The following is a 23,884-nucleotide window of genomic DNA, read 5'->3' as shown; positions in this document are numbered from 1 at the left end:
GTACGGTGAAGAGTTGTTAGCGCACTTCTTCACTGTAATCTGCCCACGTCTCCGATGCAAAACCAGTCGGCTACGCGTCACCGACGCGCGCCGGTACTATTTCCATCACCACTTTCCCGACCTGCTTTAAAAGTAAAAAGCCCCGGTTCTGCTCAGAGCCGGGGCTTTCGATGGTTGCAGTAAAAACTGCCAAGCTGCTATCTCACATTTACTATGTTCATCGCGCGGGCCAACCCCAGCGCCCCGAACGCCAAAACAGCGTCGGCGGCTTTTTCGATGCGGGTAGGCAGCTCAATTAATTCATCCGCCGAAAACGGGTTGAGCACGTAATCTACCTGCCGCCCTTTCGGGAAATTCGCATCCACCCCAAACCGCAGCCGGGCGTAAACATCAGTGCCCAGGGTAGCCTGAATATCTTTCAGCCCGTTATGCCCCCCCGCCGAGCCCTTGCCTTTCAAACGCAATTTGCCGAAGGGAAGCGCCAGGTCATCGGTTACCACCACCATATTTTCCACGGGCACTTTGAGCGTCGCCAGCCAGTGCGCCGCCGCTTTGCCACTCAGGTTCATGTAGGTGGTGGGCTTCACCAGGGTGTAGGAGTGGCCTTTATGCTTGATTTCGGTCGTGAAGGCGTGGCGACCAATTTCGAAGCGGGGCGCGTCGAATTTAGCCGCCAGGTAATCGCCCACCATAAAGCCGATGTTGTGGCGGGTGTCGGCGTATTCGGGGCCGATATTGCCCAAGCAAAGAACCAGAAACTTCATATCACGGATTTAATTCGGATTAGCCGGATTGCACGAACTATTTTGGGCGGCGTGCCTTCGTGGCAGCAATCCTTAGAAAAACTTTTCATTCATTAAAAAAGCCGCCCCAAAATTGGAGCGGCTTTTCTTAATATGCCGGGTCCTAACCAGAAAAAATCCGTGAAATCCGAATAATCCGGCTAAATCCGTGCTATTACTTGCCAGCGGCCATTTCGCCCTTCAGCGCCCGTGGGATGGTGATGGTCGCAATCGGTGCGTCGGCGTTGGTCAGGATGGTGTAGTTGGTCGTCTGCACACTGCCTACTTTAATAGACTTACCGAGCTCCATGCTGCTGATGTTTACTTCCACGTAGTCGGGGAGGTTTTCCATGGTGGCGCGCACGCGCACTTTACGCAGCTTGCTTACCAATTTACCACCCGCCAACACGCCGGGCGATACGCCCACGTACTTCACAGGGATATCCATTTTCACCTCTTTGCCTTCTTCCAACTCCAGGAAGTCCACGTGGAGGAGCATTTCATTCACGGGGTGGAACTGGGCGTCCTGCACAATGGCGCGGTACAGGGTGCCTTCCACGTTCAGGTCCACGATGTGAGCCTCCGGCGTGTACAACAATTCGCGGAACAGGATCGCGGGCACCGAGAAGTGCACAGTGTCCTTGCCGCCATATAACACGCACGGTACTTGAGCGTCGAGGCGCAATGCCTTGGCGTCCGTTTTACCGAGATTCGCTCTTTTAAACCCTACAATCTCGAGGCTTTTCATAAAAGTGGTTTTTGGAATGAAAAATAACCCAATTACCACTGGTTTCGAGGCAATCGGGCCGCAAAGGTACGGCCCAAGGCTGCTAAAACCAACCGTTTACCAAACCATCCAATCAATTATTGATTGGCAAGCTCTTCAGCTGCTCGCGAATCAGCTCCTGCTCCCGCATTCGGTTATTCAGCACCATTAGGTACCCCCGGGCCTGGCGGTTGTTGCAGGTGTAAGCTGATTTCTTGGCCCATTCCACCGCGCTGGGCAAGTCGCCGCGTACTTCGCTGGCCACGGCCAGGTTATAGAAGGCCCGGCCCGCGATGGTGGGGTTCAGGTTGCGAGCGGCCTGCTTCCAGAGGTCTTCGGCCCCCTTCCAATCCCGGGTATCAGCCCGCAGGGCAGCCTGCTTCATCAGCGGATCGCCCTTAGCCGAGGAGAAGTAAGTACGGGCTATGTTGACGTAAGACGGCGCGATGCGGCGGGCGTATCGGTCGCCGGCCACCTGGGCCACGCGCCGAATGCATTCCTCGGGAGGGGGCAGGCGGCGCAGCGCGTCCTGATAGGTGTCGCCTTCGGCTGAGAAAGCTAGGCGGTCTTCCAGCTTGGCTTGGTCGAGGATGAAGCCCTCGGCGCCGCCGTAGGTGCGGAAGCCGGTGACCACTTTCATAATCATCTCGACGTACACCGTCGGTATCTGGCGCTCCCGGCCTTCTTTGTCCTTGACGGTGCGTGAGCCGTTGGTGTGGCTCAGGGCCATGTCCGAGTCGAACGCTTCGAGCACCACGAGGCCATCCACGTTGTTCTGGCGGCAGAGGTTTTTGATGTAGCGGGGCTCCAGGGGCGGCAGGAAGAACTCGCGGGAGCGGCCCAGCAATTGGAGTTGCGCCTGCTTTACTTTAAAGCGGTAGCTGTTGTTGGCTAGCGCCTGGCCCACCACGTTCACGCACTCGTCGGCCCCCGCCCGGTCTACGCCGATACCTTCGCCGGTGAACACGCCCTCCAGCACATCGAAGAACTTGTTGCGGCTCGAAGTGGGAATAATGCGGTTGGCCGTGGCCACGCTTTGCAGGTTGTCGGGCATTTGCACCGCTGCCGGAGCCAGGGCCTGAATTTGAATAGTGGAGGCGCAGGCGCTCAGAAGCAGGGCCACCAGGGCACTTAGGGATATGTAAAGGATTTTAATCATGACTTTTGCAGGTATAAGGTAGCCAGGTATTCTGAAAAACCGTGCCAAACCAACTCTGCCAAGGCTGTCTGGAGGCATCTGCTCTTCAATCCGCCGCTCAGGAGTGGTAAAGCAACCGTTGGTGCCGGGCGCCCGCATCCGGCAGCGGGCAAAAAAGCAAGCTGCCAACCGAGGTCGACAGCTTGTTAATAGGGTAGGCGTCGCCGCGAATGCTTACACGAACAGCGAGCTGATGCTCTCGTGCGTGACCACGTTGCGAATGGCCGCGGCAAATAGCGGGGCCAGCGAAATTACGCGGATTTTGTCGTTTTCCTGTTGCAGCGGTATGGTATCAGTCGTAATTATTTCGGTGAGGGCCGAAGCCCGGATGCGGTCGTGGGCCGGGCCGCTGAGCAGGGGGTGGGTAACCACGGCGCGCACCGATTTAGCTCCGCGCTCCATGACCAGCTCGGCAGCTTTGCAAATGGTGCCGGCCGTGTCCACCATATCGTCCACGAACACCACATCCATGCCTTTCACGTCGCCAATGACCTGCATGGAGGCAATTTCATTGGCCCGCACGCGCATCTTGTCGCACACCACAATCTCGGCCCCAAACTTCTTGGCGAAGGCGCGGGTGCGCACCACGCCGCCCACGTCCGGGGAGGCGAAAATCAGGTTTTCGAGGTTGAGCGACCGAATGTAGGGGGCCAGCACGGTAGCGCCGTCGAGGTGGTCGACGGGAATGTCGAAGAAGCCCTGAATCTGGCCGGCGTGCAGGTCGCAGGTCATCAGCCGGTCAGTGCCCACGCTCTGGATGATGTTGGCTACCACCTTGGCCCCGATGCTCACCCGGGGCTTGTCCTTACGGTCTTGCCGGGCGTAGCCCATGTAGGGCATCACGATAACCACTTTGTGGGCCGAGGCGCGCTTGGCGGCGTCTACCATCAGCATCAGCTCCATGAGGTGCTCGGCGGGGGGGCAGGTACTCTGCACCAGAAATACCTCGCAGCCCCGTACGCTCTCGTCGAAGCTCGGGCCCATTTCGGTGTCGGCGAAGCGCTGCAGGGTAAGCTCGCCGAGCGTGGTGCCGTAGGCGGCGGCAATACTTTCGGCGAGGGCTCGGGAAGCGCTCCCAGCGAATATTTTGACCTGTTTCATTGGGGAAGGTGCTGAATAATTAGTTGATGCGCGGGCGGCTGAATGGTTGAGGTTACCGGGAGGCTAAATGGAAAAAGCGGAAGGCGCTGACCTCTCCGAAACTTGGAGAAGCCAGCGCCTTGCGTTTACTCGAGCTTTGTCGTTGTCCGACCAGGGCTCGAACCTGGACTTTCTTGAATCAAAATCAAGCGTGTTGCCAGTTACACCATCGGACAGTTTCCCAGCGGGCGACGTGCCGTTTGGGAGTGCAAATGTACTACCGGAAAAATTCGAGGCAAGGTTTTGCCGAAAAAAATCTGAAGAAAATGTGAAGAAAATTGCAGCGGCCGCAACAGCGAAAGCGCTCAACCCCGCCTTCAGCTTGGTTTTCAGCCCCTGAAGCGGCCCACGGCCCGCAACCGCCCCGCGCCGGCTCTTATGCTCCGTGGGGTTGGAAAAGCGGTGCTTCTGCCGTAATTTTGCGGCCTGAAAACGCATCATCTTCATCATAAATACAACGCAATGGCGAATACCGGCAAAATCACCCAGGTCATCGGGCCCGTCGTGGACGTGAGCTTCACGGGTGAAAACATGAAGCTGCCCAACATCCTCGACGCCCTCGAAGTCACGAAAGACAATGGCCAGGTGGTGGTGTTGGAATGCCAGCAGCACTTGGGCGAGGACCGGGTTCGGACCATTGCCATGGACTCGACCGAAGGCCTGACCCGGGGGGCCGAAGTACGCGACCTGGGCTCGCCCATGTCGATGCCAACCGGCGACGCCATCAAAGGCCGTCTGTTTAACGTAATTGGTGAGGCCATTGACGGCATTCCCCAGCCCAAGAGCGACGGCCCACTGCCTATTCACCGCCTGGCGCCGCCCTTCGAGGACTTGGCTACCTCGTCGGAGATTCTCTACACTGGCATCAAAGTAATCGACTTGCTCGCTCCTTATGTAAAGGGGGGTAAGATTGGCTTGTTCGGTGGCGCCGGCGTCGGCAAAACCGTACTCATCATGGAGCTGGTAAACAACATCGCCAAGGCCTACGCGGGTCTGTCGGTGTTTGCCGGCGTGGGCGAGCGGACCCGCGAGGGCAACGACCTGCTGCGCGAATTCATTGAGTCGGACATCATCAAGTACGGCGAGGCCTTCAAGCACTCGATGGAAGAGGGCGGCTGGGACTTGTCGAAAGTCGACGAGTCGGAGCTACTCAAGTCGCAGGCTACCCTGGTGTTCGGCCAAATGAACGAGCCCCCCGGAGCCCGGGCCCGCGTAGCCCTCTCGGGCCTCACGGTGGCCGAGAACTTCCGCGACGGCGACGGCACCGGTGCTGGCCGCGACATCCTGTTCTTCATCGACAACATCTTCCGCTTCACGCAGGCGGGTTCGGAAGTATCGGCACTCTTGGGCCGGATGCCCTCGGCCGTGGGTTACCAGCCCACGCTGGCTACCGAGATGGGCGCCATGCAGGAGCGCATCACCTCGACCAAGCGCGGCTCTATCACGTCGGTGCAGGCCGTGTACGTGCCGGCCGATGACTTGACCGACCCGGCCCCGTCGACCACCTTCGCGCACTTGGACGCCACTACGGTACTGAGCCGCAAAATCTCCGAGCTGGGCATTTACCCCGCCGTGGACCCGCTGGACTCGACCTCGCGCATCTTGTCGGCCGACGTAATCGGCACCGAGCACTACAACACGGCCCAGCGCGTGAAAGAAATTCTTCAGCGCTACAAGGAATTGCAGGACATCATCGCCATCCTGGGCATGGACGAGCTCTCCGAGGAAGACAAGCAGGTCGTGAACCGCGCCCGTCGTGTGCAGCGCTTCCTGTCGCAGCCCTTCTTCGTGGCTGAGCAGTTCACCGGCCTGCAAGGCGTGCTCGTCGACATCAAGGACACCATCCGGGGCTTCAACGAAATCATCGACGGCAAGCACGACCACCTGCCCGAAGCGGCCTTCAACCTGGTGGGCACCATCGACGATGCCGTAGCCAAAGGCGAGAAGCTGATTGCCGAAGCCAAATAGATTCTTAAATGTGGAAAATGTGCTGATGTGGGAGATTAGGGAACAACCAACCCACAGCAACTCATCGGCACATTTTCACATCATCCACATTTCCACATTTAAAGAACATGCATTTAGAAATCATCACCCCCGACCGCAAGGTATTCGAAGGCGAAGTGACGTCGGCCCAGTTTCCGGGGGCCGATGGCTCGTTTGAAGTGCTGAACAACCACGCCCCGCTGATTGCCGCCCTGCGCGCCGGCGAGGTCATGCTGACCAGCGCCACTGGCCGCGAAGCCGTCCGCATCGAAGGCGGCGTGGTGGAAGTGCTGCGCAACAACGTGATTGTGCTGGCCGAAGGGGCCATGGCCTAAGCCGCCGCTCACTGCCGCGTTAGGCGGTTAAGAAGCCGCTCCTGTTAGGCAGGAGCGGCTTTTTTGTGCTTTCGTCGGCAAAACGGCGGCACCAACGTATAGGAGAGCAGCTCTCCTTACTTGCTTACGATTGCTCTATGTCCGACGACCTCAAACCCATCGAATCTATTGAAAACATCTACACGCCCCAGCAGCGGCACGTGCTGCTGATTGCCGCGCTCCTTGGGTTGGCGGGGCTGATTGTGGTGGGGCTGGCGCAGTACCTGACCGCTTTTTTGGCGGCGGGAATTCTGTTTGTGGTGTTTCGGCCGTGGTGGGTGGCGCTGGTGCACAAAAGGCAGTGGAACCGGCGGCTGGTAACCATTATGCTGCTGCTGGTAACGCTGGTAACGCTCGTTATCCCATTCTATGCGCTGAGCTCGCTGCTCATTGATCGGTTGGTGGCCTTCGCGCGCCATCCCGAGCAGATTCTGAATGTATTGCACCGTCTGGAGCGGGCCACCGGCTTCCAGATTACCCAGCAGCAGAACGTGCGGCAACTGCTGCAGCAAGGAGCCGTGCAGGTGAGCCGCTGGCTGCCCACGCTGGCGGGGAGCGCCCTCAACTTCCTGGTGATTGTGGGCCTGATGCTGTTCACGATGTACTACATGTTCATGCAGGAAGACGGCTTTCTGCGGGGCCTGCACCGGTACCTGCCGTTCCGCAACCAAACCCTGGAAGAGCTGGGTGACTCCTTGAAAAACAACGTGAACGCCAACGTGCTGGGCCAGGTACTAGTCGCCCTGGTACAGGCCTTGCTCACGGGCGTGACGCTGTGGATTTTTGGCGTGCCCGATGCCTTGTTCTGGACCGTCGTGGCCTTCTTTATGGCATTTCTGCCGGTGCTCGGCACGCCCTTAGTCTGGGGGCCGGCGGCGCTGTACCAGTTCTCGCAGGGAGCCAACACGCAGGGTATAGGTATTCTGCTGGTGGGGTTTATCGTGATTATCAACGTTGATAACCTGCTGCGCATCGTGCTGGCCAAGCGCATGGGCGACATTCACCCGTTGGTGACGCTGGTGGGGCTGGTGCTGGGGGTAGAGATTTTTGGCATTATCGGGCTGGTGGTGGGGCCGCTGCTAGTATCGTATCTGCTGGTGCTGATGCAGGTATTTCGCCGGGAAAACCGGCTCGGCCGCCCCGGCTCGGTGTAGGGAAGAAGCCCGGCAATGCCGACCTTTGCCGGACTTTGCCCACTTGTTGCCCGTATGAACCCACCGGCCATCCACCCCAAAATCACGCCCATCTATCAAACGTCGGTCTTCAAGTTCGAGGACCTCGACGCGGTGCAGCAGTACTTCGACGAGCCCGGTAGCCGCTACCTGTACTCGCGCAACGGCAATCCCAACTCCGATGAGCTGGCCGAAGCCGTGAGCCGTTGGGAGGGCGGGGCCGGGGCCGTGGCCACGGGCTCGGGCATGGCTGCCATTTTTGCCGCCCTGCTAACCTACTGCCAGGCCGGCGACCACGTGCTGTGCGCGGCCGATATCTACGGGGGCTCGGCGGCCCTGCTGAACCTGGAGCTGTCGCGGCTGGGCATCGCGGTGAGCTACGTGCCGTTTGAGGAGCTGTACGACCTCGCGCCCTACGTGCAAGCCAGCACCCGGCTGCTGCTTTGCGAAACGATGAGCAACCCGTTGCTGCGCGTGGTTGACCTGCGCCGTCTGGCCGACGAGTGTCGGCAGCGAGGCTTGAAACTGGTGGTAGACAATACATTTGCCACTCCAGTACTCACCCGGCCGCTGGCCCTGGGGGCCGACCTGGTGCTGCACAGCGTAACCAAGTACCTCGCCGGTCACTCCGATGTTACGGCCGGGGCCGTGGTGGCCCGCACCGCCGAAGATGCCGGCCGCCTGCGGCAAATTGGTACCGTGTTCGGCCTTACGCTCAGCCCGATGGAAAGCTGGCTGAGCGTGCGCGGCCTGAAAACCCTGCGGCTGCGCGTGGCCGCGCACAGCGAAAATGCCGGGCTCGTGGCGGAATTTCTGGAAGCGCATCCCGCCGTGCGGGCAGTGTATTACCCCGGCCGGCCGACGCACCCGCAGCACGCACTGGCGGCCGCGCAGGGCGGGGGCCGCTTCGGCGGGATGCTCTCGTTCCGGCTGCCCGATGAGGTGGCGGTGGTAAACGCTTTCATGCAGCGCAGCCGCCGCTTCCCGTTCGCGCCCTCGCTGGCCGGAGTGGATTCGTCGTGCTCACAGCCGCTCTCCACCTCGCACCGGGCCCTGACTGATGCCCAGCGAGCCGAGCTAGGCATTACCGTAGGCCTGATTCGGCTGAGCGTGGGCATCGAGCCCGTGGAAGAATTGCTGTCGGACCTGGCGCAGGCTTTGAAATAGGATATAACCCGGACGTAAAAGTAGGTATCAGTGATAGTTAGCGGAGCATGCCGTATTTTGCGGTGGTTCCGACTGATTGCCGGTTGGCTTTACGACGGACTTCTTCTTTTTCCTTCCCAGCCCGTACCCGCATGGCCCCTGCTGCTCCGTCCCGCTTACCACTTGCCCTCAAATCGCTCGTTACGGCCTTTCTGGCTGTGATGGTGCCGGTGTATTACGTTAACTACGGGCCCACCAACTTCCTGTACTTCTGCGATATTTCGCTGTTGCTGTGCTTTATCGCGCTGTGGACCGAGCGAGCTCTGCCCGCCTCGATGGCGGCGGTAGGCATTTTGCTGCCCCAGGCGCTGTGGTGCCTCGACTTTCTGGGCGAGCTGTTCGGGGTGCATTTGGTGGGGCTGACGGCGTATATGTTCGACCCCAACCGCTCGCTGTTTCTGCGGGGGCTGTCGTTCTTCCACGGCTGGCTGCCGTTTCTGCTGGTGTTTCTGGTGAAGCGGCTGGGCTACGACCGTCGGGCCTTGTTGGCCTGGACGGCCGTGGGCTGGAGCCTGTGCCTGATCGCCTACTTTCTATTGCCACCCGCCGGCGCGGTGATGGCCGACCCCAAAATTCCCGTGAACATCAACTACGTGTTTGGCTTCGACGACGCCAAGGCCCAAACGTGGCTACCCGGCCCGGTGTACCTGCTGGCCTGGATGGCGGTGCTGTTCATTGTGTGCTACCTGCCTACCCACTTGCTGCTGCGCAAGCTGTTTCGCCGTCCGGCCGCCGCGTCGCCGGCTCATGGCATCGACTCCGGCCCCGTTGCGGGGCTGGGCCCGGCCTAGGGTGTTAGCTCACTGGCGCGGCAGCCAGAAGCATCGAAGGGGGCTGATGCCCCAGCTTGCTCAGAGCTTGTCCGATACTTGGTCCGACAGTTGGCGAGCCGTGCGAAGGGTCTGGAATTCAGCCTGTTGGGAGCGAATGCTCAGCTTGTCGTCGAAGCTGAGGTTAGCGCGCAACTGGTCGTAACGGCTGTTGAGGCTGCTGAGCACGGCCGCCGCCGCAGTCCAGTCGCTGCTTTTCCAGTTGTGGCGGTCGGCCCGCACTCGCTCAATGAAGCGGGTGTAGGCATCGACCAGACTGGCGGCGGTAAGGGTGGCCACGCTCGTTTTTTTCCGCAGGAATGCCGTTATCTGGGCGTCGGTGGCAGCACTGGGAGCAAGTTCGGCCGTGGCGGCACTGGCCGTGGCGTTGGCACTGGCCGTAGTGGTGCTGGGAGTTGTTGCACTGGCACTGGCTGTGCCGGCGGGCACCGTAAAGGTGCGGGTGGTGCGCCGAATGACTTTGCCCGTAGCCGGATCCAGGTCTTCGGTTACTTCGGTTACCTGTTGGGTGCCGGGTGCCGCGGCCGTGGTAGCCGTCGATGTTTTAGAAGGTGCGGAGGCTGGAGTCGTCTTGGTTTGAGCAGTAGCAGCCAAGGGCACTACCAGCAGTAAGGCGGCGAGGAAAGGGGAGTTGGTCATGATTAAAAGAGATGAATGTGCCTTTAACGGCAAACTCCGTGCTACAGTGTCAACCAGCCCGATTCAGGCAAAGTGTGCGCCTACGGTGTGGCCCCTTATGGCCCAAGGCCACGTAGTCCCGGCGGGGCTTCCGAGGCGTAACGCGGACTCTGCGAGTCCGTGCGTTTTCCGGTCAGGCACATGTGCCGCGCCGTGATCTCTAAGCAGGGCTCTCTATCAGGCAGTTGAATTTCTGCCCCCGCCATATAGCTGGGACACGCGCGGACTCGCAGAGTCCGCGTTACGCCTTTCTGTTCTGTCGACCGAAATGCTCCCTTTTAGGCGAAGGAATAGATTAATCACTCAACGAGGCAAGCAACTTGGCTCAGTCGACCGCCGATACCTGGCTTGCTGGTGCGCATATTACAGCGCCTCCCGTACGGCCTCGGCTACGCGGTGCAGGTCAGCCTCCGTCAGAGCAGTGCCGCTGGGCAGGCAGAGGCCGCGGGCGAATAAGTCAGCGCATATTTCGCCGCCGTACATCGGCGCCGTGGCGAATAGCGGCTGCAAGTGCAGCGGTTTCCAGAGCGGGCGGCTCTCAATGTTGCGCGTTTCGAGGTGTTGGCGCAAGGTTTCGGGTGTGGCGGCCGTCGCGGCGGGGTCGAGCAGGAGGGTAGTGAGCCAGCGGTTGGCGCGGCTGCCGAGGAGCTCGGGGTCCAAGGCGACGGTGAGGCCGGGCAGGTTGGCGAGGTGTTCCTGGTACCAGGCAAAGATTTCGCGGCGGCGCTTCACGCGCTCGTCGAGCAGCTCCATCTGACCGCGACCAATGCCGGCCAGGATATTGCTCAGGCGGTAGTTGTAGCCTACTTCAGAGTGTTGGTAGTGGGGGGCCTCGTCTTTCGCCTGGGTGGCCAGGAAGCGGGCCCGCTGGGCCAGCGCGGCATCGTTGGTAACCAACGCGCCGCCGCCGCTGGTGGTCAGGATCTTGTTGCCATTAAAGGAAAACACCCCCACCGTGCCGAAGCTGCCCAACGGCTGCCCGTTAAAGCGCGAGCCCAGGGCCTCAGCCGCATCTTCGAGAACGGGTAGGTTGTACTCGGCCGCGATGGCTAGCAGCTCTGGCAGCCGGGCGGGCATGCCGTAGAGGTGTACCAGCAGCAGGGCCTTGGGCTTTTTGCCTCGGCTAATGCGGTCAGTAATGGCTTCGCGCAGGCGATGGGGGCACATATTCCAGGTGTCGGCTTCGCTGTCGACGAACACGGGCGTAGCCCCCAGATACCGAATCGGATTAGCCGTGGCCACGAAGGTGAACGAAGGGCACAGCACCTCATCGCCGGGCTCCACGCCCAGTAAAATCAGCCCCAGGTGAATAGCCGCCGTGCCCGAGGTCAGGGCCACGCAGTGCGCTACGCCCGTCGCCTGGCAGATATCGGCCTCGAAGCCCGCGATGTTCGGCCCCGCCGGTGCTACCCAATTGTCCTCAATGGCCTTATGCACGTAGTTTAACTCGTGCCGGCCGAGGTGAGGAGGAGAGAGGAACAAACGGTCGTGGTCTTGGCTACGCATCTAGTAAATTCAAAAAATAAGCATCAAAACAGGCGGTAGACTAAGAAGAGAAAGGATGCAGAAAAGTTGAGGCAGAAGCCAGGTGTGGTGCCACGAATTGCCCAAAGAGCTTCGTGGTACCACTACACCACTAACCACAGAACAAGGCCGCCGGTAACGGGTAGCGTCCAATAAACACAGCTCCTACGAAGCCCCGCAGGCCACATTAGCTCCGCCAACCTCCAGTTTATGGCCCCACCAGAATTCACCAGTAATCCTGGGTCGTCGTCATTTGTTATATTTTATGACCCTTGCCGGCACCCCAACGGCGGTGACATTGGCCGGTAGGTCGCGCACAGCCACCGCCCCGGCCCCCAGCAGCGCGTTTTCGCCGATGCACACGCCCTGAATAACGGTGGCATTGGTGCCCAGGTACACCCCCGTTCCCAGCTGCGCTGCCCCGCCCACGTTGGCGTGCGGCATCAGCGAACAGAATTCGCCCAAGGTAGCATCGTGCCCCACGGTGCAGCCCAGGTTGAGGAAAACAAAGCTGCCCAGCACGATGTCGCAAGTCAGGATGCAGCCTTGCTGAATGATGCAGCCTTCGCCCAGCTCAACGCGCTGGTGCGCGGCCAGTGCTACGCCGGGGTGCACCAGCACGGGAAAAGAAAGCTGCGGCGCGGTAAGCCGGCGCACCACCCCCGCGCGGCCACTCGGGCTGCCCACCGCCACAACCACGGCCAGGGGCTCAGTAGTGGCATTGAGGTCGGCACTGGTACCCAGGTAGGGGAGGCCCGCTACGGTGGGCGACGACGGCGGCTGGTCGTCGTAGAACCCCCCAATGGTCCAGGTAGGCTGGGCTTCGTTGAGCTGCTGCAATAGTAGCAGCACCTCGCGGCCCAGGCCGCCCGCCCCGAAAATAACCAGCGGGGGGGCCGCCTCCATTATGCTGTGGTCGGAAAAGAAGAGCTGAGTCATGCAAGAATGGTAATAGTAGGAGCGGCCGACCCCGTGAAGCGCGGGGCGGGGGCATCAGCTCCCGGCGGGCGGCGGCCCAACAGCTGGGCCAGCGTGAGAAGGAGAATGCGTAGGTCCAGCGCCCAGCCCCGGTGCGCGACGTACCAGGTGTCGAGCGCGAATTTCTCGTCCCAGCTGCGGGCGTTGCCGCCGTGCACCTGGGCCCATCCGGTGATGCCTGGCCGGACCCGAAACCGCTGCTTCTGGGCCGCCGAGTACAGCGGCAAATACTCGTGCAGGAACGGCCGCGGGCCCACCAGGCTCAGCTCACCGCGCAGCACGTTCCACAGCTGGGGCAGCTCGTCGAGACCACGGCGGCGCAGCCAGCGGCCGAGGCCAGTCAGACGCTCGGCATCCGGCAATAGCTGGCCGGTGGCGTCGGTGCGCTGGGTCATGGTCCGGAACTTCAGCACGGAAAAGGGCTGCTCGCCGTAGCCGGTGCGCTGCTGCCGAAACAGCACCGGGCGCAGCCCCCCCAGCCAGGCCAGCCCCGCCACCGCGGCCAGCAGCGGCGCCAGCAGCACCAGCCCCAGGGACGCCGCCGTTAGGTCGAACAGGCGCTTGCTGGCCTCATACATCGGCCGTCAGCCGGAAGCCGCTTTTGAGGAGGAACCGGTCATTAGTAGCCGTGGCACGGAAGGCCCGGCGGCCGTGCAGCACCTGGTCGTCCCACCAGGCCACGGCTTCGCCGGGAGCTAGCAGGATGGCCGTTTCGGCGGGCGTATTCGTGATGTGGTCGAGCAGAAACTGGCGAAACTCCTGGGCTAAGGCCTGGTTTTCGGCGCTTTCGTTGGGGTCCACGCAGTGGTAATTCCAGTTCAGGCGCCAGCCGGCCGGAGTTTGGGCGATGATGGGCTGGTGGCGTGAGTCGCCGGCCTTGGCAAAGCGTACGGGGTGGTCGAGCAGGCGAGTTGCCAGGGCCGGGTTGCGAGCTTGCAACTCCTGCCACAGCTTATCGGCGTCGACAAACGTAGTTTCGCCGCCGTTCGGGGCCTGCACCAGGCAGTGCATGAACATTACCTCCGCGGGCTCGCTCAAGTACGACTCGTCGGTATGCAGCGGTTGGGCGTTTTTGCTGAAGCGGTAGGCCGCATCATCGGGGATGTCGGCATCGTAGCGCACCTCTATCCACTTGTGGCCGGTGCGGGCGCTGCCCTGGGCAAAATCCTCGTCGAGGTGTAGGCAGTGCCCGGTAGCTTCGGTTAGCGCCTCATAGAACGGGGGCCATTCCGGAGCCGGCAGCCACTCGGCCAGCCCCCGCAGGTGCACTACTTTTGCCGAGCCCAGCGCCGCCCGCAGCTCCCCGGCCAGCTGGCTGGGAGAGCGGTGGGGTGGTACAACGAGGGTAGTTAAAAAAGACATAACAGGGGCTAAGGGCTCAACAGCAATAGGTGAAAGCAACACAGAAATTTAGTAAATGCTATAATATGCGGGCCAGGACGCGCTTTTAAACTCCCGGAACCCGTCGCGGCCGGAACCTGGGTCGCGGCCGCCCTCAAATTTACGCCCCGTTATGCTCGTTTTCCCCAACGCCAAGCTCAATCTTGGTCTTTACGTCACCGAACGCCGCCCCGATGGGTTCCACTGGCTCGAGTCGGTGTTCTTGCCTTTGCCCTGGACGGATGCCCTGGAAATAGTGCCCGCCCCGGCGGGCCAGGCTACCAGCATCACCCTCAGCGGGCGCCCCATTCCCGGTGACCCGGCTACCAACCTGTGCCTGAAAGCCTACGAGCTGCTGCGGGCCGACTACCCGTCGTTGCCAGATGCCCAGCTTTACCTACACAAGATGGTGCCCATCGGGGCGGGCCTGGGCGGGGGCTCGGCCGATGCGGCCTTTGCGCTGAAGGCCGTCAACGACTTGTTTAGCCTGGGGCTTTCGCTTGAAAAGCTGGAAAGCTACGCCCGCCGCCTGGGCTCCGATTGCGCATTTTTCATCCGCAACCAGCCCGTCCTGGCGGTGGAAAGGGGCGACGTGTTCGAGGAAATCGAGCTACTGGTAGCCGGGATTCCCTGCGTGGTGGTTTATCCTAACTTGCACATTAGCACGGCCGAAGCGTACGGGCGCATCGTGCCCGGGCCGCCCACGCACCCCTTGCGCGAAGCCCTGGCCCAGCCCCTGGAAACCTGGCGCGACACCGTCAGCAACGACTTTGAGCAGGCCCTGACGCCGGCCTTTCCGGTGCTGGCCGACATCAAGCGGCAGCTTTACACCGCGGGGGCGGCTTACGCCAGTCTGTCGGGCTCGGGCTCGGCGGTGTACGGCCTGTGGCCTCCTGGGTCAGAGCCGGCGCCCCTACAGTGGCCGGTTGAGTTCACGGTGTGGCAGGGGCGGCTTTAAATCGGTGTGGGCGTGGGCGGCCGGTCCTTCAGCCGCCGTGCTACCAGGGGGTGAATCAGCACGCTGAATACGATGAGCAGCGTGCCCAGGTAGAAGCCCGTGGCCATGCGCTCCTCACGGCCAAATACGAGCACCGCCAGCCCAATGCCGTACACCGGCTCCAGGTTAATGGTCAGGTTCACGGCGAAGGGCGAAATACGCTTCATCAATTCAACCGAGGTCGAAAACGCGTACACCGTGCACGCCCCAGCCAACAAGCTCAGCCACAGCCAGTCGTAGCCATGCCAGCCCAGCTGCAGCCCCTGGCCCCGGGTAAAGTAGTGGCTATAGAGCGGGAAAAACAGCGCAATGCTCATGCAGGCCCCGCCCATCTCATAAAACGTAAGCCGTAGTGGCGGGTGCTGCTTCACCAGCTGAGCATTCAGCACGCTGAACAGCGCCGAGATACCGGCCGACACTACCGCCACGCCCAGGCCCAGGAGCTGGTCGAATTCGGCCTGGCTTACCAGGTACAGCCCCACCATGGTAATCAGGCCCAGGCCCACTTCGTAGCCCCGTACCCGCCGCCGTAGTAGCAGGGGCTCCAGCAGCGACGTCCACAATGCCAGCGTGGCCAGCCCCGCCAGGCACACGCTCACCGACGACAGGCGGGCGGCCAGAAAAAAGGTAATCCAATGCGCCGCCACCAGCGTGCCCACCGCCAGCAATTGAACGGCCTGCCTGGCCGGAATCCGCCACGGCTGCCTGCGTGCCAATAGCAGCACGGCCAGGCCAACCGCGGCCAGCAGCGTACGCCAAAACACCAGCTCTACCGGCGGCACCGTCAGCAGCTTGCCCAGAATAGCCGTGAAGCCCCACAGGAGCACGATGAAATGAAGCTTGAGGTAGTCGCGAAGCATGGTAGCGCCGCGAGGCGGCAAATAGAAATTAAAGAAAAGATAGCGCTGGCGGTGCGGTCCGGGGCAGCAGTTGCCCTTGCTTAACGGTGTGCCCGGCCAAAGGGGCGGGCTACTTTGGCACGAAGCGATACAGCGCCAGCCCGATCACCGAGAATACGATGCTTGGCACCCACGCCGCCAGCAGTGGCTGCAGGCTGCCGACCTGCGCCAGGTTGCGACTCAGCATCACGAAAATGATAAATACAAAGGCCAGCACAAAGCCCAGCGCGATTTGACCGCCCACCCCGGCCCGCGATTTCCGGGCACTGAGAATCACGCCAATCAGCGTAAGAATAACGATGGCAAACGGATAGGAATACCGTTCGTATTTCTCACTTAAATAAATCTGCGTGTCGTCCGCGCCGCGTTCAATCTTCTTCTTGATGTAGGCGTTCAACTGCGGCATGGTAAGGGTTTCGGCCAGCCGATAATTGCTGGCGAAGTCCTCGGTGCGTAGGTTCAGGACGGTGTCGCGGGCCGGTACGGTCTCGAGCTTCTCGTCCTGCGAACCGATGAAGGTGCGGATGAGCTGCGGCGACAAATGCCACATGTGCTTGGTCGAATCCCAGTTGATGGCATCGGCCGTAAGCCGGCGGCGCAGCACGGTGCCGTCCACGGTTTCGAGGGCGAAATGAAAGCCGGTATTGTTGACGTTGTCGTAGCTCTCCATGTACACGTAGCTCCGCGGCCCGATCTTGATGTGTACGTTCCGCCCCTGAAACCGGTAAGGCAGTTTGATGTAGGCACGCTCAAAAGCCACCCGGGCCTTGTTGCCAATCGGCAGCACCCAGCCAATGAGCCCGAATATCAGCAGGCCCACTACCGTGCCCCCCATGGCGTAGGGCAGTAACAGGCGCCGGAAACTCACGCCACTGGCTAAAATCGCCACTATCTCGGTGCGGGCCGCCAACTGGGCCGTCACAAAAACGACGGCGATGAAAATAGTAATCGGCGAAAGCAGATTAGCGAAATAGGGAAACAAGTAAATGTAATAGCCGAAAAGAATTTTCGACATCGACAGCTTATGCTGAATAAAGTCATCGTTTTTCTCCGTGAAGTCGATGACGCAGATAACCGACACGAGAATAACCACCGAGAAGAAAAACGCGGCGAGAAATTTCTTGATGATGTACTTGTCGAGGATGTTCATTTTCAGTTAGTGGCAATGAATCGAGGCGGTTGTGGTATTTTAGCTATTGATTCATCCTTCTCGTAAATATCAAGCTTACGCACTTCTGTGCTTAACTTGGTTGAGAATACTTTCAGCAAACTGCCGAACCCCTTCGTCATGATCTTCCTGCACCACCTTCTCGAGCAGCTTGGTGCTTTCAGGCCACATTCGATAAGCAATTGCCTGAACAGTAGCCTTACGTAATAATGGAGTAGGGGCTGTCAAGTAGGCTTCAAACACGCGAAATGCTTTCGAATCGAAGTTGGGGAAACCCACACCAATTCGAAATAAAGCGCTGACCATTTCGTCATGTTCACTCGCTGCACTTGCCATCTCAATTAATTCTTCAGGTTCATAGGCTGGCAGCCGTCTAACAATCTCAAACAAAAGCTCATTTATTTTTGGGCCACGCACCCACAAAAAGCAAGTGCCGCTTATCGAATCGTCTATGTAGTGAATAGCGTTTGCTTTATCTTCTGTCGCCCATACTTCCTCGAAACGTCGACTATTCTCATCTGGAAAGTATGTTTTGTGCTTGATCCAGCCTTGGCCCTGTGCTACCTTAATGAAGTCTTCATAGCCAATGTCTTCCTCCAAGACAAGGATTTCTCCGCTAGCTTTACTAGTTTTTGGATTTGGCTGGAAATGAGCAGTATTGACGCCCCAGTCCTTGAATACTTGCAAGGCATTTTGGAGCTTCTCCTGCACGGCAAGTGCGTCTGAGCCAAGGAGAGAAGCTTGCTCTGAAGGATTATCTTGGTCGGGAGTCATAATAATTATGGTATTGGTGTTAATGAGCTAACATGTTTGATTTTAATATCAATTTGAGAATTATATAATTTTATGAAAAACTCAGATAAAATTGAAACAGTTTGTCTTGTCGGGAATAGTTTAAAAGTTAGGAAAATAAATGTAATCCAGTAGATAGCTCCGCTAGCCTATGGTTCAACGAGGCGAGCGAGCTGCCCCGGCTGCGCTCGGCAGAACGGTCTCTGGACTCATTACTTCTACTTTACATCGGCATCGGCTCTGGTCTACAACGCTACAACCGGGTCATCACCTGTTTCACCATTCGGGTTTTCCAGGGGGCAAACGTGCCGGCCACGATTTGCTTGCGGGCTTCTGTCACCAGCCACAGGTAAAAGGCCAGGTTGTGGGCCGAAGCAATTTGCGGGCCGAGCATTTCCTGGCACTGAAACAGATGGCGCAGGTAGGCCCGGGTGTAAAACGTGCTAGCGTGCCCGCCTAGTTCAGGGTCGAGGGGCGTGAAATCGGTCGCCCACTTCTTGTTCGTCACGTTGATAATGCCCTGCGTGGTGAACAGCATGCCGTTACGCGCATTCCGGGTCGGCATCACGCAGTCGAACATGTCCACGCCCAGGGCAATGTTCTCCAGGATGTTGGCGGGGGTGCCCACACCCATCAGGTAGCGGGGCTTGTCCGGGGGCAGAATGTCGCAAACCAGCTCGGTCATTTCGTACATCAGCTCGGCCGGCTCGCCCACGCTCAGGCCCCCGATGGCGTTGCCCGCGCGGCCCTGCGCCGCCACGAACTCGGCCGACTTAACGCGCAGATCCCGGAACGTGCTGCCCTGCACGATGGGGAAAAGGGCCTGCTCATACCCATAATGCCCTTCCGTACGGTCGAATTGCTGAATGCAGCGCCGCAGCCAGCGGTGCGTCATGTCGAGCGAGCGGGCCGCGTAGTCGTACTCGCAGGGCCAGGGCGTGCACTCGTCAAACGCCATGATGATGTCGGCCCCGATAACCCGCTGAATGTCCATCACCCCCTCGGGCGAGAACAAGTGCGCGCTGCCATCGATGTGGGACCGGAATTTAACGCCTTCCTCCTTGATTTTGCGGGTGTTGCTTAAGGAGTACACCTGGTAGCCGCCGCTGTCCGTGAGAATGGGCCGGTCCCAGCCATTGAATTGGTGCAGGCCCCCGGCGGCGCGCAGCACCTCGAGGCCGGGCCGCAAGTAGAGGTGGTAGGTGTTGCCGAGGATAATCTGCGCTTTGACATCCTCCTTGAGGGTACTTTGCGGCACCGCTTTCACGGTGCCGGCCGTGCCCACGGGCATGAAGATGGGCGTCTCAATGGCCCCGTGGGCCGTTTGGAGGCGACCAGCGCGGGCTTTACTCGCGGGGTCGTGGGCAAGAAGGTCGAAGGTCATAGGTACAAAAGGGCCGGCCGCTCCACCTGGCAGCAGGATGTTATCCGGACTGCCCGGGAGCGTTTACCCACTCCCCAAACCAGAGGCGAAGCGGAAGCTGGCAGCCGCAAAGATACCGGCCGGCCCCGGCCCCCGTACTTTTGCCCGTTCATTCGCCCCGCCGTCTTGCTGCTTTCCCCCGTCATTTCTTCCCCGTTCTTCTGGCTGCTGCTGGCGTGCGTACTGGTCCAGGGATTTTACGCGGCGTATTTTTTCTGGTCCTTTGCCCGGCGGGCACCCGAGCCTCTGGCGAGTGCGCCCGGCCCCGACACCGAGCCGGTTTCCATTGTCGTCTGCGCCCGCAACGAGCTCGAGAACCTACGCCGTTTGCTGCCGCTGCTGCTCGAGCAAGACTACCCCCCCGGCTTTGAAATCATACTCATCGACGACCGCAGCGCCGACGATACCTACCTCTACGCCCAGCAGCTCGTGCAGTATTACGCCCCTCGGTTGCGCCTGGTCACCATCAGCAGCACCCCGGAGGGCTTCGCGCCCAAGAAATACGCCCTCACGCTGGGCATCAAAGCCACCCGTTACCAGCGGCTGCTGTTTACCGATGCCGACTGCATCCCCGCCACCAACCAGTGGCTGCGCCTGATGCAGCGGGGCTTCGCCAACTACGGCCGCCAACCGGCCGATTTGGTGGTGGGCTACTCGGCTTACACCGAAGCCCCCGGCTTTCTGAACCAGCTAATTCGCTACGAAACTCTGGTCACGGCCGCTCAGTATCTGAGCTTTGCCTGGCGGGGCTGGCCCTACATGGGCGTGGGCCGCAACCTGGCCTACACCCGCGGTTGCTTTACGGCCACCAAGGGGTTTGCCTCGCACATCCGCCAGCTTAGCGGCGACGACGACCTGCTGGTGCAGGATGCAGTGCGCCAGGGCCAGCGCGTGGCGGTGGTGGCTGACCCCTCGGCCCATACGCTCAGCGAACCCGCCCCCACGTGGGGCGGATGGTGGCACCAGAAAAGGCGGCATTTATCGGCGGGGCGAGCGTACCGCCTGGCCGACCGTCTGCGAATTGGTATTTTTATGACAGCCAATGGGTTGTTCTACGGTAGTGCGATTGCGCTAGTATTTTCCCCAAACAATTGGGTACCTTTGGCAGTGGTATGTACGCTGCGAACTTTGTTTGTCGGCGGCGTGTATGCTCGTCTTAGCCGCCGCCTGCACCAGCCCGTAACCGTCGGACTACTGCCCGTACTCGACGCAGTTTATTTTTTTCAGTATCTGGCGCTGGGCGTTTCGCTATTCCTTAATCGCACTCTTCGATGGAAGTAAATAACCAAGATATTCAAAAGCAGTTTTCGGCGAAAGCCAAGCACGACTTCAAGCTGATTCGCGCGGCCGTCGATAATGGCGACGAGAAAGCTTATGCCGAGCTGATGCACATCTATAAAAAGCCGGTGTACCACGTGGTGCTCAAAATGGTGCGCAATCAGGACGACGCTGAGGACCTGACCATTGAGGCGTTCGCGAAGGCTTTTCGGAACCTGCACAAATTCAACCCTGAGTACGCTTTCAGCACCTGGCTATTTCGCATCGCAACGAACAACTGCATCGATTTTATTCGCAAGAATAAAATCAAAACCATGTCGATAGATTCCGCTATTAAGGTGGACAATGGCGACGAAATCACCATCGATTTCCGCGACAACGACCTGAACCCGGCCGAGCACGCCGTACGCAATCAGAAAATCGAGATTATGCGCCACGTGGTGTCGCGCCTGCCCGAAAAATACCAGCGCCTGGTGTCGCTGCGCTATTTCGACGAGCTCAGCTACGAAGAAATTGCCACCGAGCTCAAGGCCCCGCTTGGCACCGTGAAAGCCCAGCTTCACCGCGCCCGCGAATTGCTCTACGACATGGTAAAGAACACCAAGCAAATTATTTAGAGCGGTTCTCAGTTCAGTGTCCGGGGCGCAGCCGGTGCAACCTCACGTGACCCCTACGGGGCAAGCCTCTCTCCACAGGAAAGGGGAGCCAGGCGAAATAATGGTGCTGCCGTAAGCGTTGAATAGCTGTAAGTTACTAAAAGAGCCTCGGCCCGTACCGGGGCTTTTTTATGCCGGGGGCTAGGGCGCTAAAAAGAGTTCCGTTCTGCTGGCATTCGCATGCCAGAGCCGTTTCCTCGTCCGTGTACACGAGGTCTGGCTCCCCTCTTCTGGGGCTTCGCGCCTCCCGCGAACCGGGGTCGTACCCGGGAGGGTTAGCCCCGTAGGGGTCCCGTGAGGTTTTCCCGCCTGCGCTCGATACACTGAGCTGGCATCCGCATGCTAATAACCCGCACCTTTGCACCCATGAACCTTTTGCAGCACTATTTCCCCGAGCTCACGCCCGAGCAGCTCCGGCTGTTTCAGCACCTGGAAACCGAGTTTCGGGCTACCAACGAAGCCATCAACCTAGTGTCCCGGACCGACATGGATAACTTCGTCGAGCGCCATCTGTTGCACTCGCTGGGCATTGCTAAAGTCGTTCGGTTCCCTCAGGGCAGCACCGTGCTCGACGTGGGCACCGGTGGTGGCCTGCCGGGGCTGCCCCTGGCCATTCTGTTTCCCGAAGTGCGGTTTCACCTAGTCGACAGCATTGGCAAGAAAATCCGGGCTGTGCAGTTCATGGCCGGTGCCCTGGGCCTGGAGAACGTCACGGCCGAGCAAACCCGGGCCGAGCAGGTACGCAGCAAGTACGATTTCGTGGTGAGCCGCGCCGTGGCGCGCCTCGCCACCTTCCACCCGTGGATAGCAAATCGGTTCAAGCCCGCCGGGGTTGCCGGAGCCGGGCTTTACTATCTGAAGGGGGGCAACTTAACCGAAGAAATTGCCGAATCCGGCCTGAAGGCGAAGGTGACGAATTTGCGCGATTATTTCAGCGAGGAGTTTTACGAGACCAAGAAGGTTGTTTTTGTGGCCGCGAAGTAGCGTCCCGCCCTACGCGGGCACTTCGGCGGTGAGGAACTCCACGGCGCGGCGCTCCGAATAATACTCGCCATCGGGCGGGCCTTCGGCAAAGCCCACGTGCCCACCCGCCGGCGGAATTTCCAGAAAGACGAACGGAGAGTTGGCGGCCACGTCGCGGGGGAAGCAGGATGCCGGCAGGAAAGGGTCATTTTCCGCGTTCACCAACAGCGTGGGCACCTGGATAGCGCTCAGGTAGCGCCCGGAGCTGGCGTATTCGTAGTAGGCATCGGCCGAGTCGAAGCCGTGCATGGGTGCGGTGTAGCGCTCGTCGAACTCCTGGAAGTTGCGTAAGTCTTCGATGCCGGATAAGTCTATCTGGCCCGGCAGCAGCTCGGCCTTGGCGCGCACTTTCAGGCGCAGCGACTTCAGAAAACGCCGCAGGTACACCTGGTTCTGAATCCGCGCGATGTGAACCGAACTGGCCTGCAAGTCGGTGGGCACTGAAAACACGGCCGCCCGCCGCACCTCCGTTGGCACGCGGCCGGGGTCCTCGCCCAGGTATTTCAGCGTTACATTGCCTCCCGCGCTGAAACCGACCAGGTACACGCGCTGGTAGCGGCCGGTGGCGAGCGCGTGGCGCAGCACCGCATCCAGGTCGTCGGTGTCGCCGAGGTGATAGGAGCGGAGCAGGCGGTTCATTTCGCCGCAACTACGGTAGTTCCAAGCCAGGGCGTCGAGGCCGGCGCGGTTGAGGGCCCGCACCATGCCCCGCACGTACGGACGCGAGGCGTCGCCCTCAAGGCCATGCGACACAATGGCGAGGCCATCCGTGGGCTGCATGGCGGGCCGGCGGCTCCAGTCCAGGTTCAGAAAGTCGCCATCGGGCAGCTCCAGCCGCTCGCGCTGGTAGGCCACCCCGGGCACGGTGCGCCACAGGCTGGGGACAATGGTTTGCAAATGGCCGTTAAACAAGTAGAACGGCGGCTGATAACGGGATTCGGCTACTAAAGGCATGACGCAGGGATAACGGATATAATGAACGAAGGATAGCAATAACGAGTGCCGGGCGCGCCGGACGGAAATTGGGTTGTAGTAAAGTTCGTAAATAACCGGCATGCATACTACTGTTTTGCCTGAAGGAGTGGAATTCGAAGCATAATCAGCGTGAATTGACCTTCCAAAAGGCTTGGCCCACTATATTTTGCCGAAGGGGTTTGAAAATACCGCGCGGGTTTGTACCTTTGCCCTCCCAAACTCAGAACTCAAGCATAACGCTCCTCTATATTCCTACTCATGGCAAACCATAAGTCGGCCCTCAAACGCATCCGCAGCAACGAAGCCAAGCGCGTGTTGAACCGTTACCAGCACAAATCCACTCGCACCGCCATTAAGCGCCTGCGCGCCGCCACCGACAAAACGGCCGCTCAGGAGTTGTTGAAGAAAGTGTCGTCGATGTTGGACCGGTTGGCCAAGAAGAACATCATCCACAAAAACAAAGCTGCTAACAACAAAAGCAAGCTGACAAAACTCGTCAATGCGCTTTAGCGCGTAGCGAGTTTAGTAGGGCCAGACTGCGCCGCCCCAAGGTCTGGTTCTACGCTCTACACAGAAGCCCTGCTTGGCAACAAGCAGGGCTTCTTGCGTTTGGCTCGTCTGATTCGTGATAAACTATGATTTGTGATAAATTATTCCAA

The 23,884-nt window shown here is 59.9% G+C and carries 24 protein-coding genes and 1 tRNA gene; 10 read left to right on the top strand and 15 right to left on the bottom strand.

Going from position 1 to position 23,884, the window contains the following annotated elements:
* Positions 1–197: 197 nt before the first annotated feature.
* From pth to IC235_RS01325, 5 genes are all read right to left on the bottom strand, one after another.
* Positions 198–764 (bottom strand): aminoacyl-tRNA hydrolase, encoded by a 567-nt coding sequence (pth, locus tag IC235_RS01345; RefSeq protein WP_191003352.1) that lies wholly within the window; start codon positions 762–764, stop codon positions 198–200.
* Between the two features lie 193 nt (positions 765–957).
* Complete coding sequence (locus tag IC235_RS01340; protein WP_191003351.1) at positions 958–1,530, bottom strand: 50S ribosomal protein L25/general stress protein Ctc; 573 nt, start codon at positions 1,528–1,530, stop codon at positions 958–960.
* A gap of 112 nt (positions 1,531–1,642) precedes the next feature.
* On the bottom strand, positions 1,643–2,707 hold the full coding sequence (locus IC235_RS01335) for a DUF6340 family protein (RefSeq protein WP_191003350.1): 1,065 nt from the start codon (positions 2,705–2,707) through the stop codon (positions 1,643–1,645).
* Between the two features lie 213 nt (positions 2,708–2,920).
* Positions 2,921–3,847, bottom strand: coding sequence for a ribose-phosphate pyrophosphokinase (locus IC235_RS01330; protein ID WP_191003349.1), 927 nt, complete (start codon positions 3,845–3,847; stop codon positions 2,921–2,923).
* Positions 3,848–3,989: 142 nt separating this feature from the next.
* Positions 3,990–4,062 (bottom strand) — tRNA-Gln (locus IC235_RS01325).
* Between the two features lie 286 nt (positions 4,063–4,348).
* Between IC235_RS01325 and atpD the strand changes: the two genes are divergently transcribed.
* The 5 genes from atpD (at position 4,349) to IC235_RS01300 (ending at position 9,415) form a co-directional block, all read left to right on the top strand.
* The gene (gene atpD / locus IC235_RS01320; protein WP_191003348.1) at positions 4,349–5,854 is read left to right on the top strand and encodes a F0F1 ATP synthase subunit beta; all 1,506 of its coding nucleotides are present in this window, start codon (positions 4,349–4,351) and stop codon (positions 5,852–5,854) included.
* Positions 5,855–5,961: 107 nt separating this feature from the next.
* Entirely contained in the window at positions 5,962–6,207 is a 246-nt protein-coding gene (gene atpC / locus IC235_RS01315; RefSeq protein WP_191003347.1) for an ATP synthase F1 subunit epsilon, read from the top strand.
* 137 nt (positions 6,208–6,344) lie between these two features.
* Positions 6,345–7,400, top strand: coding sequence for an AI-2E family transporter (locus IC235_RS01310; RefSeq protein ID WP_223847009.1), 1,056 nt, complete (start codon positions 6,345–6,347; stop codon positions 7,398–7,400).
* 54 nt (positions 7,401–7,454) lie between these two features.
* Positions 7,455–8,585, top strand: a complete 1,131-nt coding sequence (locus IC235_RS01305) for a trans-sulfuration enzyme family protein (protein ID WP_191003346.1) — start codon at positions 7,455–7,457, stop codon at positions 8,583–8,585.
* A 131-nt stretch (positions 8,586–8,716) separates the two neighbouring features.
* Positions 8,717–9,415 (top strand): hypothetical protein, encoded by a 699-nt coding sequence (locus IC235_RS01300; protein ID WP_191003345.1) that lies wholly within the window; start codon positions 8,717–8,719, stop codon positions 9,413–9,415.
* Between the two features lie 60 nt (positions 9,416–9,475).
* Here the strand turns inward: IC235_RS01300 and IC235_RS01295 are convergent, their stop codons facing one another.
* The 5 genes from IC235_RS01295 to IC235_RS01275 form a co-directional block, all read right to left on the bottom strand.
* Positions 9,476–10,093 carry a hypothetical protein gene (locus IC235_RS01295; protein WP_191003344.1) on the bottom strand — a complete coding sequence of 206 codons (618 nt, stop codon included), beginning with the start codon at positions 10,091–10,093 and terminating at the stop codon, positions 9,476–9,478.
* 402 nt (positions 10,094–10,495) lie between these two features.
* Positions 10,496–11,638 carry a DegT/DnrJ/EryC1/StrS family aminotransferase gene (locus IC235_RS01290; RefSeq protein WP_191003343.1) on the bottom strand — a complete coding sequence of 381 codons (1,143 nt, stop codon included), beginning with the start codon at positions 11,636–11,638 and terminating at the stop codon, positions 10,496–10,498.
* A gap of 267 nt (positions 11,639–11,905) precedes the next feature.
* Positions 11,906–12,595 carry an acetyltransferase gene (locus tag IC235_RS01285; RefSeq protein ID WP_191003342.1) on the bottom strand — a complete coding sequence of 230 codons (690 nt, stop codon included), beginning with the start codon at positions 12,593–12,595 and terminating at the stop codon, positions 11,906–11,908.
* Positions 12,592–13,212, bottom strand: coding sequence for a sugar transferase (locus tag IC235_RS01280; protein WP_191003341.1), 621 nt, complete (start codon positions 13,210–13,212; stop codon positions 12,592–12,594). Before IC235_RS01280 ends, IC235_RS01285 begins: the two co-directional genes overlap by 4 nt.
* Complete coding sequence (locus IC235_RS01275) at positions 13,205–13,996, bottom strand: TauD/TfdA family dioxygenase (RefSeq protein ID WP_191003340.1); 792 nt, start codon at positions 13,994–13,996, stop codon at positions 13,205–13,207. Before IC235_RS01275 ends, IC235_RS01280 begins: the two co-directional genes overlap by 8 nt.
* A 151-nt stretch (positions 13,997–14,147) precedes the next feature.
* On the opposite strand from IC235_RS01275, the gene ispE reads away from it, so the two are divergent.
* Positions 14,148–14,972, top strand: a complete 825-nt coding sequence (gene ispE / locus IC235_RS01270; RefSeq protein ID WP_191003339.1) for a 4-(cytidine 5'-diphospho)-2-C-methyl-D-erythritol kinase — start codon at positions 14,148–14,150, stop codon at positions 14,970–14,972.
* Here ispE and IC235_RS01265 read toward each other — a convergent pair.
* The 4 genes from IC235_RS01265 to tgt all read right to left on the bottom strand — a co-directional run bounded on the left by IC235_RS01265 (position 14,969) and on the right by tgt (position 19,254).
* Positions 14,969–15,892: a DMT family transporter gene (locus tag IC235_RS01265; protein ID WP_223847008.1), complete on the bottom strand. Its 924-nt coding sequence runs from the start codon at positions 15,890–15,892 to the stop codon at positions 14,969–14,971. The genes ispE and IC235_RS01265 overlap by 4 nt on opposite strands.
* An 88-nt stretch (positions 15,893–15,980) precedes the next feature.
* Positions 15,981–17,060, bottom strand: a complete 1,080-nt coding sequence (locus IC235_RS01260) for an LptF/LptG family permease (RefSeq protein ID WP_191003338.1) — start codon at positions 17,058–17,060, stop codon at positions 15,981–15,983.
* A 75-nt stretch (positions 17,061–17,135) separates the two neighbouring features.
* Positions 17,136–17,852 (bottom strand): HEAT repeat domain-containing protein, encoded by a 717-nt coding sequence (locus IC235_RS01255; protein ID WP_191003337.1) that lies wholly within the window; start codon positions 17,850–17,852, stop codon positions 17,136–17,138.
* A gap of 271 nt (positions 17,853–18,123) precedes the next feature.
* Entirely contained in the window at positions 18,124–19,254 is a 1,131-nt protein-coding gene (gene tgt / locus IC235_RS01250; RefSeq protein ID WP_191003336.1) for a tRNA guanosine(34) transglycosylase Tgt, read from the bottom strand.
* Positions 19,255–19,419: 165 nt separating this feature from the next.
* Between tgt and IC235_RS01245 the strand changes: the two genes are divergently transcribed.
* The 3 genes from IC235_RS01245 (at position 19,420) to rsmG (ending at position 22,211) form a co-directional block, all read left to right on the top strand.
* On the top strand, positions 19,420–20,574 hold the full coding sequence (locus IC235_RS01245) for a glycosyltransferase (RefSeq protein WP_191003335.1): 1,155 nt from the start codon (positions 19,420–19,422) through the stop codon (positions 20,572–20,574).
* Positions 20,565–21,188 (top strand): RNA polymerase sigma factor, encoded by a 624-nt coding sequence (locus tag IC235_RS01240; RefSeq protein ID WP_191003334.1) that lies wholly within the window; start codon positions 20,565–20,567, stop codon positions 21,186–21,188. Before IC235_RS01245 ends, IC235_RS01240 begins: the two co-directional genes overlap by 10 nt.
* Before the next feature lie 405 nt (positions 21,189–21,593).
* Positions 21,594–22,211: a 16S rRNA (guanine(527)-N(7))-methyltransferase RsmG gene (gene rsmG, locus IC235_RS01235; RefSeq protein WP_191003333.1), complete on the top strand. Its 618-nt coding sequence runs from the start codon at positions 21,594–21,596 to the stop codon at positions 22,209–22,211.
* Positions 22,212–22,220: 9 nt separating this feature from the next.
* On the opposite strand, the gene IC235_RS01230 is transcribed toward rsmG, so the two are convergent.
* Entirely contained in the window at positions 22,221–23,204 is a 984-nt protein-coding gene (locus IC235_RS01230; protein WP_191003332.1) for a YheT family hydrolase, read from the bottom strand.
* A 279-nt stretch (positions 23,205–23,483) separates the two neighbouring features.
* On the opposite strand from IC235_RS01230, the gene rpsT reads away from it, so the two are divergent.
* Positions 23,484–23,735, top strand: coding sequence for a 30S ribosomal protein S20 (gene rpsT / locus IC235_RS01225; RefSeq protein ID WP_191003331.1), 252 nt, complete (start codon positions 23,484–23,486; stop codon positions 23,733–23,735).
* Positions 23,736–23,884 lie beyond the last annotated feature (149 nt).

The sequence above is a fragment of the Hymenobacter montanus genome (genome assembly GCF_014699115.1).
Taxonomy (GTDB): domain Bacteria; phylum Bacteroidota; class Bacteroidia; order Cytophagales; family Hymenobacteraceae; genus Hymenobacter; species Hymenobacter montanus.
The sequence above is the reverse complement of the archived record's forward strand: the minus strand, read 5'-3'. Positions and strand labels throughout refer to the sequence as shown.